Source organism: Brachyspira sp., assembly GCF_029258575.1.
In the GTDB taxonomy this organism is placed as follows: domain Bacteria; phylum Spirochaetota; class Brachyspiria; order Brachyspirales; family Brachyspiraceae; genus Brachyspira.
Map to the genome: position 1 here is coordinate 1 of NZ_JARHYI010000092.1, position 13912 is coordinate 13912.

Genomic DNA, 13912 nt, shown 5'->3' on the forward strand with positions numbered 1-13912 from the left:
TTTTTTTCTGTTGTGTATTATACTGTTTCATAGATATTCCTTTTTGTTTTTTTTAGCAATTTAAATTATAAGGAATATCTCATTTTTTTTAAACTAAAAGTGTGCAATATCTATGGAACTTAAACAAGGAACATTCGATATATAAACATTTATTTTATATTTATTTTTCATATTTTTAGAGTTATATATATTAGTTGCCTTAGCAAGTCTATCATTAAACTTTTCTACTAAAAAATCTGCATCATTAACTTTAGGAGCTAATATAACTTCCTTCAATGCTTTATTATCAAATATATAAAGATAATTTTTATATGAACGTTTCATTTTTTCATCTATATGCAAAGGATCGCTGCCGTATTCTATAAGCTGTATTATACGCATTTCCTGCTCTTCTACAAATGAAGAATCCTTCATAAGGTATTGAATATTCATAAGAAGCTGATACGATAATGATAATTCCTCTGAATTAAACTTTTTTATAATTGCAAACATAGAATTGAATATATAACCTATATTATTTTTTAATTTATCATAAAATGTTTTTCCCTCATTCCAAATCTTATATTCTTTATTTAAATTGATTATAAGATTATCATAATCAGATTCACAAGGATTAAATATTATTTCATTATTTTTATTATTATAATAAAGTACAAAATATAAAGGCAATGTCTGCTCATCATAAAACTCTATATTAGAATAATTATTTTTATCATAAGAAAATGAAAATAATATATTACTGTCCAAATTATTAAAAGATGTATCAAAAAATGATTTATCAAATACCAAGCAGCATCCAGTACCCTCTTTATTATCAGATTTTCCATATAATCTATACATAGTTAATGAATCTTTACATCTGCTGAATGATGTTTGCAATGCTATAAAATTATTAATACTTCCATATTTAGAATTGACATAATTATTTCTAAGAAGATGCATTAATATTTTTCCTTCTTTTGGGTCATTAGCATTTTTTACGCTTGTCATTCTAAGTTTATTTTTCTTTAAATATGTACTGTATGTGGAATTATCTAATTTTTCGTATCTTTTATCGAAAGCCATATCATTAAAAACTTCTATACTTGTATAATGAGATATTTCATTAATCTTATCATTATCCTTTACAGAAACTAAATACAAAAATATATATTGTAATATCCAGAGTTTTTTTAATCTTGATATATCTTTAATATCTCTAACTATAAAATTAAAATACTCTTCTTTTTCTATAGTCCAAAAACTATTTTCTTTCAAAATAATATCAATTATTTTTTCGATATTTATATAATCTATGAATCTTGATACAATATTAAATATATTAACATTCTTTGATTCTTTAATATCTAAAAGTAAAGCTAAAGCACAATCATACTGCTCTAAACCTATTAATGCCTCAGATTTTAGTGAATATATTCTATCGTATATAGTGTCATCTTGCTGAATGATATGCAATTCAATATATTCTCTATCTATTAATTCTTTATCTATTAGCTCTTTATTTTTTACAATGGTATCTCCTTTTGAATTACTTTCATTCAAAATCAAAAGAGATTTATCAAGATACTCTATAGCTTCCTGATACCTTTTTAAATTAATAAGAAGGCTAGCTTTATTTAAATATATCACTTCTAAAGATTTATTTATTTTTATAGCCTTATCATAAATAAGAAAAGCCTCATCTATTCTTGCAAGCTTCTCCAAAACCATAGCTACATTCAAATAAGCATAATCATATCCAAGTTCCAATGCTCTATTAAAATAAAATAAAGCATCTTCATATCTTTCTAATTTTGAATATATAATACCTATATTGAAATATGATATTTCAGATTTATCATTGATTTCAAGTGCCATATTAAAAGCATATAAAGCCTCATCAAATACCATAAGCTTTGCAAGTATTATTCCTTTATTAATAAAAGCCTTTTCATAGAGAGGATTTATTTCTATAGCTTTAGTATAATACTCTATTGATTCTTCATATCTATTTAAATAATATAATGTTAATGCTGTTTTATAATAACTTCTTGCAAAATATCTATCTTTATAATTAGTATCAAATAATTTATCATAATTTTCAAAATAACTTATTATCTTTAAATATATTCTAAGAGCTGAAGAATACTTTTCCAAATTAAAATAAAATCTAGCCTGAACAAACATACTATCTATTCTGTCTTTAATCATAAATTATTCTCCAATATTTATTATATGATTTCATTATAAACTATTTTTTAATAATATAAATAAAAAGAATAAAATATCATTGATAATTTTTTTATATGTTATTTTTACTATATAAAGCAATATTTATAATAAGTATTTATAAAATGAGAAATAGCAATAAAGTATTTTTTTGGAAATTTTGAGGAGATTCATTCCAGAAGTATTAGCAAAATTATCAATTGAATAGGAAGAAGCTTTTTTGCATTATATAGATGATAAGTGATTTTTTAAGCTAACTTTAAGAATTAAGAGTTGATTTTATAGGCAGCCCAACTCCTTCAATGTATGCCAAAAATTTATCTGAAAGTATTGGAGTGTGAAAGATATATATCAAATTGGAAGTACTTGCACAAATACAGATGCAATAAAATTAATAATTCTATAGGATAGGTATTATTGGCAAAAAAGATGAGTAAAAAATTATAGCTGAAACTTGTTCTGGTCAGCATAGACTTGCAACCACTGCAGATTGTGCCAAACTGAGATTAATATGCTATATTTATATGTGGAAATTTATATATAAATACAGCAGACTAGTGTAGCTTCTATGGAATTAAAGTACTAAATACAGTTATAAAATATACAAGAATACAAAATAAAGAAGTGCTTCTACAATAGTACTGCTAAAACTTCTATCAATACTCCTCTCCTATAACATCAATAAAAAAGCATATAAGTATAGCAGTATAAGACCTATATAAACAAGTAACAATAAACACATAGATGAAAATACATCTGTAGCTATTAATAGATAAAAAATCTATAATCATTTGTATTCAAAAATTGAAAGATACAAATAAACCTATTTGAATTAATGATATATTGCAATTCTTTTGAAATACTATAAATATAAGAAGAGAAAATATATTGATAATAGCCTAAGTTACATATCCGTTATAACTTGCATATAATGTATGAGTATGATTAAGTTTCATAATAAAACTATTTTGAAATAACCTTTCCGTCTATATTAGCAAAAGGTACATTACCAAAATCTCTACTGTCATATCCATAATCTCTATTATCAGAAAGAACGAAATATTCATTGTAGCCTATAATATAAGGTCCGAAATTATCTCTTGTAGAAATTTCTTTATCCAAAATTCTGCTGTCAAAATCGGCATTAGCCCAAGGTTCATTCAAAATTTCACCATTTATATAAACAACTTTATTTTTTATTTCTATAGTTTCATTTGGAAGTCCTACTATCCTTTTTACTAAATATCTAGTTTTTGATATATTTAAATTTCCAAAAGAAAAAAAGTAAACAAAATATGATACGAATCTCTTTATAAAAAATTCTTTCTTTGTTCTAGGATCCACTACAAATACAATATCTCCCCTTTTAGGTCTTGAGAAAACAATTGTCTTTCCTGTAAGAGATGAAACAAAAGGTTTTATAGTAATTCCATATCTTAATTTGGAAGTAATTAATATCTCATTAGGCTCTATAGTATTCATCATAGTAGAGCTTTTCATTCTGTCAAATCTTACAAATAAAATCAATATTCCAAATAAAATAAATGTTATAATAAAACCAAATACAAGCCTAGCAATAGCCCTATAAAGTAAACTATTACTTCTATAATATATAAAAATAAAAGGCTTTAATATAGATTTTATAGCATTTCTTTTTTCTTTTTTTATTTCTTCTCTGTCATAAGAATAATTCATCTATAATTGATGACCTCTGTAATTGAAAATATTTTAAGATTTTTTAGCCTGATGCTCGCTGTTTTCTAAAGCTGCAGGAACGGCAGGCACAACAATATAACCATACTCTCCGCTTCTGCATAAATCCATTATCACTTCATTATTTAATGTATCACCCTGAACATCTTCTCTTAAATATTCAGGTAAATCTATAACATGATATAGAGGATCAATACCATCAACATTAACTTCAAATAAATCCTCTATAAATTGTAAGTCTTTATTCAATCTATCTAACATTTCATCTTTTTGATTTTCTTCTATTCTTAATCTTGTTTGATATAAAAGTGCTTCTAATTCTTCTCTATCTGTAGTCATTATTATATCCTTAAAATTATAATATAAACATAATATACTATAATCAATATTTTTTCAATAGTACATATTCTATTGATGCATACTAATATGATTAAATTTATAGAATAAAGTAATTTTTTTATAAATAAATAAAAAATAAATATTATTTTAAATTATTATGTTTTAGGCATTTAAATTTTATGTAAAGTATTGTATCATTTTTTTAAAATTAATTAACATAACATAATCTAATAATTAAAAATATGCTAAAAAATACCGTTATTTATAGCATTGATAATTTTTTTTATTAATATAATATTGCTGTATTAATAATAATTCTTAAAAGGTAAAAGGTTTATTTATGAATTTTTTGGAAATAGAATTGAATAAAGATAAAAAAATAATAAGTGAGGATTTTAAATATAGGAAGAGATTGATAGTTGTATTTATAATATCAATAATAGTAGCAGCCTTATTATTAATAAGATTATTCTATTTGCAAATAATAAGAAATGAACATTATGACAGCCTTGCTAGAAATAACAAAGAACAAATAATACCTATAGATGCCTACAGGGGTGAAATTTACGATAGAAATGGAATTATAGTAGCAGAAAATATAAAAACATACACTATGTATATGATTCCAGTTTATTTACCTAAAAACTATTTTGAAAGAGAAGAATTATTATATAGAGTGTCAAAAGTATTTAATATAGATTTGGGACATATAAAATCTAGTTTAGAAAAAGTATCAAAAAACAGCTATGAATCCGTTGAAATATCAGAAAATATATCAATGTCTCAAATGAGTTATTTAGCTGAGAGATCCGAAGAATATCAGGGTGTATATTATGGCAGTAAATCTGTAAGACATTATCCTTTAGGCGAAACTATGACGCATGTATTAGGGTACATAGGTAATATTTCTCAGGAAGAATTTGAAAGCAAGCAGGCCGAAGGATACAGAAGAAATAGTGTAGTAGGTAAAGAAGGAGTTGAGCAATTCTATGATAAAGAGCTTAGAGGAATAGACGGATACGAACAATGGATAGTAGACTCAAGAAACAGAGTAAAAGAAACTATAACACCAGCTATAGGTAAGCCTATACCAGGAAAAAAACTTATATTGAGTATAGATTCTAAAATACAGAAGGATGCAGAAAATCTAATAAGAGGTCAGGTAGGTACTATAATAGTATCAAAGCCTACAACAGGAGAAATACTTGCTATGGTAAGCTCTCCTTGGTATGATCCTAATATATTTATAGGTAAGATAGATAAACAAAAATATGCAGAACTTATAAATAATCCTGCCAATCCATTTTGGAATAAAGCTATAAGAGGAAGATATCCCCCTGCTTCAACATTCAAATTAGTAACAGCTGTAGGAGCATTAGCAGAAAAAAGAATAGGTATTAATACTACAAGATACTGTGGTGGCGGTATGCTTCTTGAAAATAGATTCTATAGATGTACAGGTCAGCATGGATATGTAAATATGTACAAAGCTATACAATTTTCATGCAATACATATTTCTATAATTTAGCATATGAATTAGGACCTAATTTCATTAAGAGATATGCTGAAATGTTAGGTTTTGGTGATGTTGCAGGTATAGATTTACCTGGTGAAAAAGTAGGAGTTGTACCTAGTGCCGATTGGAAAAGAAGAAAAATTGGTGAATATTGGTGGGATGGAGATACTATTCAATATGTTATAGGACAGGGTTATATGTCAGCTACTCCTATAGCTGTTCATATGGCAACTTCTGCCATAATAAATGATGGTGTTATGTACAGACCTCATGTTGTAAAAGAAATAAGAAGTTCTCAAACAGATGAAGTTATATATAATAATGATAAAGTAATAATAAAAAAATTGGATATAGATAAAAATATATTCACTGTAGTAAAAGAAGGAATGAGAATGGCTGTATCAGGCGGTACTGCAAGAAATGGTGCTTGGTCGCCTAATATCAAATTGGCAGCGAAAACAGGTACTGCTCAAAATGCTCAGGGTAAAGACCATACTTGGGTTACTATATTTGGACCTTATAATACAAGACCTACAGATGATATGATAGCAGTTACTGTTATGTTAGAGCATAGTGGTGGTGGTGGTGGTGCCACTGCAGGACCTATTGCAACTGCAATGCTTCGTTCTATATTGGGGGGTGAGGACGCTGTAGATGCTAGAAATGTTATATATGCTAGAATGCAGTATATTTATCAGCAAATAAGACTTGCAAGAGAACAGATGAGAGCAACTCAGGAAAATGGAGAGAATTTAGAAAATATTGATGGAAATCAGAAAGAAGAAAAAGAAAAAAATGAACAAGATGAGAGGATAAAATATGAATGATAAAAAAGAATTAAAAAAACTATTTGTCTTCGATTGGAAAATATTAGCAGCTGTAATATTTTTAATGGTTGCAGGAGCTATAGCCGTATATTCATCAACATATTCTCCAGAATCTGGTAAAACTAGTTGGATGTTTTTGAAATTTATTTTTTTCTGTGCAACAGGATTAGTATTAACATTTATAAGTATGTTTATAAACTATACAAAATTAGCAGAACATAGAATGTCTTTATATATACCTATGCTTGGCGTTTTAATATTAGTTTTAATACCGGGGATAGGAACTACTGTAAATGGTAGTAGCAGTTGGTTATTTGGTATGCAGCCTTCTGAATTTGGTAAAATAGTAGTTATAATTTTTTTGGCTGGATATTTGGATCAAATAGGAGATAGAATAAAAGAAATAAAATATTTTGCATTAGCTGGTATTTTTATTGCAATTCCTATAGGTTTAGTATTGCTTCAGCCAGATTTAGGTACAGTTCTTGTATATTGTTTCATAGTATTTATAATGCTTTTTGTTGGTGGAGTACCTACAAGATATATTATTGCTTTAATAAGTATAGGAGTTATAGGACTTTCTATACCTATGTTTCTAGAATATAAAAGAATGTCTGATGATATAGATAATATTCTTTTCAATTTCTTTTCTCAAAGAATATATATAGGATATTTAGCTGGGATATTTTTATTTATATCAGCACTTCTTCTTACATTAAATTTCTATATGAATAGTAAATATGTTGGTTTATTATCATTCACTTTTTTTGTATTATTTTTATGTGTAGGAGCAGCTCTTACATTTGATATAGGATTAAAAGAATATCAAAAACAAAGATTATTAGTATTTATGAATCCTCAATTAACAAGATTAAGTTCAGGTTATAATATCATACAGTCGCTTATAGCTGTCGGAAGCGGAGGATTGCTGGGCGAGGGATTTCTAAATGGGAGTCAGTCCCAATTAAACTTCATTCCGCAGCAGGTAAATGACTTTATATTTTCTAACATATGTGAGGAATGGGGATTTCTTGGAAGTGCTGCGGTTGTTCTTGCCTATGCTGTTATATTTATAAGAGGAACTATGGCAGCATATTTTGCTAAAGACAGACTCGGTGCTTTAATTGTATCAGGTGTAATAGCTATGTTCTTATGCCATGTTATCATTAATATTGGTATGGTTGTAGGAATGATGCCTATTACAGGTTTAACTCTTCCATTTATAAGCAGCGGAGGTTCTTCTATATGGACTTTTTCTATATCGATAGGTTTAATATTCAATGTAGAAGCTAGAAGATATGTTCATTAGAAGTTATTAATATGAAAAAGAATATTTTAACAGAGAAAGTCTTAATTGTAGACTCTAATATAGATTATGCTAAATTCCTTCAGAATTTTTTAAAAGAATCGGGATATTTATCTTATATAGCTTTATCATATGAAGAGGCTATCAATATGGCATACGATAAAATACCTGATTGTATATTGGTTGATTATATGCTTCCGAATGCAGGAGCTCCAAGACTTTCAGAACATATAAAAAAAGATAATATATTAAAAAATATAGCAGTACTTTTTCTTACAGCAACAAACAATAAAACTGAATTTCTCAAAGCTTATGAATGTGGGGCTGACGGATTTTTCTTAAAATCAATGGATACAGATATTTTACTCTATAAAATGAAATCATATATAAGATTAAAAAAAGTTATAGAATCAAATATAATGTATATGAATATGATAAAACAGGATATTGAATATGCATCAAGGCTACAAAGGACAATACTATCTTATGGAAATACTTCAATACCTAAAAATGAAATATCCATTTTTCATTATGCTCCTAATGAAGTATCAGGAGATTATAGTGGAATAAAAAATATTAACAATAATTGCTATTCAATACTCCTTGCAGATGTTTCTGGACATGGAGTAGCAGCAAGTATGCTTACTATATTGATAAAATCTTTTTTTGATTCATATATTAGTATTTATAATAATAACACATCTCCTTCAGCTTTTATTAAGGAACTTAATAATTTTTTCATAGAAGAGAATTTTGATAAAAATTTATTTGCTTCTGTATTTTACGCTGTATACAATAATGATACAGGAGAGTTTATATGCTCTTCTGCTGGATCGCCTAAACCGTTATATAAATCTAAAGATGAAATAGAAGAAATTGATGTCGGAGGTCCGCTAATCGGAATGATGGAGAACATAGAATATTCTGAAACAAAAATCAAATTAAATCATAATGATATACTATTCATATTTACAGACGGTGCTTATGAAATCTTTAATAAAGAAGGGAAAATGTTTGGAGATGAACTTTTAAAAAAAGTATTTATGAAACATTCACATAAAGATGTTAATGTTATAAAAGATAGCATAATAAAAGAGTTAAAATCATTCTCAAATAATATATTATCTGATGATATAAGTATGATAATATTAAGAAGAACTAATTAATAAAAATATCACATTAAACATTACATATTTATAAAAATATATACAATATAACATCAAAATCATTTTTTTGTAAAAAAAATTAAATTTATATGTATATAAATTTGACATACAAATATATTTTTCTATACTAATTTAATAAATAATAGTATAGGAGTATATAGCATGAATAATGAAGTAAAAGTAACACACACATTAGCAGACCCATCACCGTATGGTTTATTTGGTCTTGCAGTAATCACTTTTGTAGCCTCTTCTCAAAAACTAGGAATTACAACAGGGGTATCAGGACTTATACCTTGGGCTATATTTTTGGGATGTATTCCTCAATTTGTTGCTGCAATTGTAGATTTTAAAAAGGATAATGTATTTGGAGCAACTGTATTCGGTTCTTTCGGATTATTTTGGTTTGCTGTAGCTTTTATATGGCTGATATCTGTAGGTGTATTTGGAGAAGATATGAAAGCTTCTCTTGATATGAGGCAATTCGGTTTTGCATGTATAGCATATTTATTTCTTGTAATACCTTTGACTTTCGGTGCTGCTGAAGCTCATAAAGTATTATTCTATATATTTATTGCTGTAGATATATTATTAGTTGCTATGGCATTAAACTATTTGGGAGTAGCTCCTAAAGAAACTCAGCTTGTTGCAGGAATATCTGAATTAGCTGCTTCTTTAATAGGATTCTACGGATGTGCTGCTGGCGTATTAAATAAAAATTTAGGAAGAGTTGTACTTCCTGTTGGTAAACCGTTGGGAATATTCAAAAAATAAATTAACAAAAAATATAATAAGGTCATATATATTTTTTATATATGACCTTTTTTTCTTGCATATTTTTATATAATAACTTAAAAAATATGATAACTAAATATTTTATTATTACGATAATAATTATGATAACAAAATACTAGTTGACATATTATTATTTTTTCTATATTATGTTATCATAATATTTATATTTGCAGCAAGGTGATTAAAGGTTATGAGATTAAAAATAGGAATTTTAACTATAGTAAATTTAATAGCATTCATAGCACTATTATATATGTTTGATATATTTGGTGTTGTTAATTATTATACTTTAATGCGTAATAAAATAGCACCTAATGTACCAGGATTCTTAACAAGATTCACACAAAAACAAAGAGTAGAAGATATGACTCTTCTTGCAAGAGATGATTTAAATAAAATGAGAGAATCATTTAATTTGAGAGAAAAAGATTTACAAGCTCAGGAATCTTTAATAGCAAGCAGAGCAATAGAATTGAATACTCAATCAGAATTAATAGAACAAGACAGACAAAATCTTTTGAATGCTTGGTCTAATTATCAGGCTACTATGGATGAATCTTCTCAGTATCAGTTAGTATTAACAGATTTAGCTAATAAAATCAACAGTATGCCTCCTCAAAACTCTGTGGCATTACTTAATCAATTGGCGGCAAATGGTTCTGATGATTTGGTAATAGATGTATTATTAGAAATGGATTCAATAGCTGCTGCTGAAGGAAGAAACAGTACAACTTCTTACCTATTAAGTTTGATGGATCCGAATGTTGCTGCTAGAATATTAGAGAAATACGAAGCTAGATCAAATCAGGGAAATAATACTGTGCCTTCTTCACCTAATGATTTCCCTAATTATATGCCTGATGATATGAATAATGATGCTATGCTTAATGAAGGTATAATGGATTTGGGGGCATAAAAACTTATTAGTAAAAAATAATGAGCCGTTTCTAAATATTTTAGGAGCGGCTTTTTTATTTTAACCGAATTTAAAATCAAGATTGACAAATAAAGAATTATAGGGTATAACTTCATTTATCATAATTGGAGTTTTTTATATATGCTAAGATTGGCTTTAATATTTATTATATTATTTTCTTTTAATCTTTATTCTCAAAATATTGATAATAAGCCTATGAAGATTAATGAGAAATATTTTACAGATGACGGCAATTTAAAAAATAATAAAGAATTATCACTTTACGCCATCAGAAAAATCAGATTTACAGATAAATCATCTTATGAAATGTTTATATCAAAGAATAATTATTGGTATTATTACACTCTTTTTCAAATAGAACAAAATAATAAATATAAATATATTGGAACTATTGCTTTAAAAAGTTTTAATAATAATATAGAAGGGCTTATTGGAAATATAGTTTATAAAGATAATTATTTTACTATAGAGCATAGTGTAATGTCTGATTTGAAAATGTATATAACATTCAAATATAATAATGATAAAAAAATATATTTAGATAAAGTAAGTATGATTATACAAACTGTTGATGCAAGTACAATAACAGATACCAATGATATAAAAATCACTCCTAAGCAGATTAACGGAAATATAGTACCTAATAAAATTTTATATAAAGATGTTACAATAGACATGATAACAAGATTATTAAGTTTGGATATATAAAAATAATATGAGAGTATTTTTAGCATTAAACTTAAATCAGGAAATAAAAAATAAATATTCTAATCTTTTACAAATGAATGAAAAAACTTCAGAGTTCAAAAAAGTATCAAAAGATAAAATGCATATAACATTAGCATTTTTTAATAATATAAAAGAAGAACAAATAGAGTTGGTAAAAAAAGAAGTGATAAACTCCTCCCCTACCCCATTCAATATAAACTTTGAAAATATTTCCTACTTCACAAATAAATTTAAAGATATAAATGTAATATTCGTTAAAGCAGTAAGTGAAGAATTAGAAAAATATGTAAAAACTTTAAGAAGTAATTTAGATAATATAGAGAATCTTAAATATGATAAAAAAGATTTCAAATCGCATATTACATTAGCAAGAGTAAAAAAAATATATGATAATGAAAAATTAAAAGAGCAAATCGAAGAAATTAATAATTTAAACTTTAGTAAATCATCTTTCAAAGCCAATTCAATAACTTTATATTCAAGCGATTTTTATAATTATACAGAAATTTTTAATATCAATTTTTAATTCCATATAAATAAATGATTATTTACATTTTTATCAATTAAAGTATAATAAAAAATAAACATAATAATTCTTAATGATAAAGGTAAATTAATCTATGAATAAAATAAATAAAATATATATAGGATATCCTCCATTTAAAAGCGACAGAGGAGTAGCATTATTATCACAAAACAGACAATTTCAATGGTTCAAAAGTCCAACATACATTTATCCTGTTGTTCCTGCTACGGCTGCCACTATGATAAAGAATGCAGGATATGATGTTGATTTCGTTGATGCTATAGCTAGAAATATGACTGAAAAAGAATGGTATAGATATTTAGATGAAAAAACTCCAGATTTATTATTCTTTGAAGTAAAAACTCCTGTTATATATAAAGCTTGGAAAATAGCTGATGATTTGAAAGCTAAATACCCAAATATGATAGTGGTTATTGCTGGCGATCATGTTACCGCTATGCCTGAAGAAACTATGAATAACTGTAAAGTTGATTATTTATTAATGGGAGGAGATTATGATTTTCTTCTTCTTAATTTAATAGAATACTTAAACGGCAAAGCTCAATTAGAAAAAGGTATATATTACAGAGAATCTGGAAGCATAAAAAATACGGGATTCTTTGAATTAAGACATGATTTGAAAAGTCTTCCATTCATAGACAGAGATTTAACAGAGTGGCAAAGATATGCATATGATAATGGTAATTTCAAACGCATTCCAGGTACTTATATAATGGCGGGAAGAGACTGCTGGCATCATAGATGTACTTTCTGTTCTTGGACTGGAATATACACAAACTTCAGAGCTAGAACCGCTGAAAATGTTGTAGATGAAGTGGAGTTTCTTTATAATAAATATAATATCAAAGAGATAATGGATGATACAGGTTGTTTTCCTGTAAAGAAATGGCTTAATGATTTCTGTAATTTTATGATAGATAGGAAATTAAATAAAAAGGTTAATATAGACTGCAATATGCGTTTTGGGGCTTGTAATGAAGATGAATACAGACTCATGAAAAAAGCAGGTTTCAGATTCTTGTTATTTGGTTTGGAGTCAGCAAGTCAAACTACATTAGATAGACTCATAAAAGGAAATAAAGTTGAAGAGATACTTCCTTCTTGTAAGGCTGCTTCTGATGCTGGGCTTTCTCCTCATATCACTGTAATGCTTGGCTATCCTTGGGAAACTGAAGAGGATATTGAAAAGACTTATGAACTTACTAAAAAACTTCTTCTAAAAGGCTATGCTAAAACTATGCAAGCTACAATAATAATTCCTTATCCTGGTACTGAATTATTTAATCAATGCAAAAGAGAAAATTGGCTTACCACTAAAAATTGGGAAGATTATGATATGCGAAGTGCTATTATGAAAACAGATATAGGCGAAGAAAAAATAAAATCTTGGGTACAGAAACTTTATAATTTGAGTTTTACTCCGCAGTTTTTAATGCATAAGGTATTATCTATAAGAGATTTGGATGATATAAAATACTATTTAAGAGCATTCAAAAAAGTATCAAGCGGACATTTAAAAGATTTTGCATAAAATTAAAATAATTAATCTGTTAGTATTAAATAATGCTGACAGATTAATTTAATTATTTTCTATACAATTTAAAATAGATTATATTAAAAATTATAAGCATTAATAATAAACTGCAAACTATTATATATGAGTAAAGTGAAATATAATTAGCTGTATAAAATATTTTTGGTAATTTCCAATCTACTTTTTTGAAAGATGCAAACTTTTCTAAATCATCTTTTTGATCTACAGTAAAAGCTGTAAATTGTTTATAATCTTCATTAAAAAATATTAAGCTATTAGGATGTGTAAAATTAT

General features: G+C 26.5%; 11 protein-coding genes and 1 pseudogene. 8 read left to right on the plus strand and 4 right to left on the minus strand.

Translation table 11 applies throughout. The annotated features are described in order from the left end of the window. Nucleotides 1-93 precede the first annotated feature (93 nt). The 3 genes from Q1J76_RS07230 to gatC form a co-directional block, all read right to left on the minus strand. On the minus strand, nucleotides 94-2190 hold the full coding sequence (locus Q1J76_RS07230) for a tetratricopeptide repeat protein (protein WP_300369014.1): 2097 nt from the start codon (nucleotides 2188-2190) through the stop codon (nucleotides 94-96). Between the two features lie 981 nt (nucleotides 2191-3171). Then, the gene (gene lepB / locus Q1J76_RS07235) at nucleotides 3172-3903 is read right to left on the minus strand and encodes a signal peptidase I (RefSeq protein ID WP_300369017.1); all 732 of its coding nucleotides are present in this window, start codon (nucleotides 3901-3903) and stop codon (nucleotides 3172-3174) included. Between the two features lie 33 nt (nucleotides 3904-3936). Then, the gene (gene gatC, locus Q1J76_RS07240) at nucleotides 3937-4260 is read right to left on the minus strand and encodes an Asp-tRNA(Asn)/Glu-tRNA(Gln) amidotransferase subunit GatC (RefSeq protein ID WP_300369020.1); all 324 of its coding nucleotides are present in this window, start codon (nucleotides 4258-4260) and stop codon (nucleotides 3937-3939) included. 340 nt (nucleotides 4261-4600) lie between these two features. On the opposite strand from gatC, the gene mrdA reads away from it, so the two are divergent. The 8 genes from mrdA to Q1J76_RS07280 all read left to right on the plus strand — a co-directional run bounded on the left by mrdA (nucleotide 4601) and on the right by Q1J76_RS07280 (nucleotide 13615). Beyond that, on the plus strand, nucleotides 4601-6604 hold the full coding sequence (gene mrdA / locus Q1J76_RS07245) for a penicillin-binding protein 2 (protein ID WP_300369023.1): 2004 nt from the start codon (nucleotides 4601-4603) through the stop codon (nucleotides 6602-6604). Then, complete coding sequence (locus tag Q1J76_RS07250; protein ID WP_300369026.1) at nucleotides 6597-7913, plus strand: FtsW/RodA/SpoVE family cell cycle protein; 1317 nt, start codon at nucleotides 6597-6599, stop codon at nucleotides 7911-7913. Before mrdA ends, Q1J76_RS07250 begins: the two co-directional genes overlap by 8 nt. Nucleotides 7914-7924: 11 nt before the next feature. Further along, nucleotides 7925-9076, plus strand: a complete 1152-nt coding sequence (locus tag Q1J76_RS07255; RefSeq protein ID WP_300369029.1) for a fused response regulator/phosphatase — start codon at nucleotides 7925-7927, stop codon at nucleotides 9074-9076. 162 nt (nucleotides 9077-9238) lie between these two features. Beyond that, nucleotides 9239-9850, plus strand: coding sequence for an acetate uptake transporter (locus tag Q1J76_RS07260; RefSeq protein ID WP_300369032.1), 612 nt, complete (start codon nucleotides 9239-9241; stop codon nucleotides 9848-9850). Nucleotides 9851-10061: 211 nt separating this feature from the next. Further along, nucleotides 10062-10787: a periplasmic-type flagellar collar protein FlbB gene (locus Q1J76_RS07265; protein ID WP_300369035.1), complete on the plus strand. Its 726-nt coding sequence runs from the start codon at nucleotides 10062-10064 to the stop codon at nucleotides 10785-10787. A gap of 141 nt (nucleotides 10788-10928) precedes the next feature. After that, nucleotides 10929-11516 carry a hypothetical protein gene (locus Q1J76_RS07270; RefSeq protein ID WP_300369038.1) on the plus strand — a complete coding sequence of 196 codons (588 nt, stop codon included), beginning with the start codon at nucleotides 10929-10931 and terminating at the stop codon, nucleotides 11514-11516. Between the two features lie 7 nt (nucleotides 11517-11523). Then, nucleotides 11524-12063, plus strand: a complete 540-nt coding sequence (gene thpR, locus Q1J76_RS07275; protein ID WP_300369041.1) for an RNA 2',3'-cyclic phosphodiesterase — start codon at nucleotides 11524-11526, stop codon at nucleotides 12061-12063. Between the two features lie 94 nt (nucleotides 12064-12157). After that, the gene (locus tag Q1J76_RS07280) at nucleotides 12158-13615 is read left to right on the plus strand and encodes a B12-binding domain-containing radical SAM protein (RefSeq protein ID WP_300369044.1); all 1458 of its coding nucleotides are present in this window, start codon (nucleotides 12158-12160) and stop codon (nucleotides 13613-13615) included. Between the two features lie 52 nt (nucleotides 13616-13667). Here Q1J76_RS07280 and Q1J76_RS07285 read toward each other — a convergent pair. Beyond that, nucleotides 13668-13912, minus strand: a pseudogene (locus Q1J76_RS07285) (hypothetical protein); the annotation flags it as partial.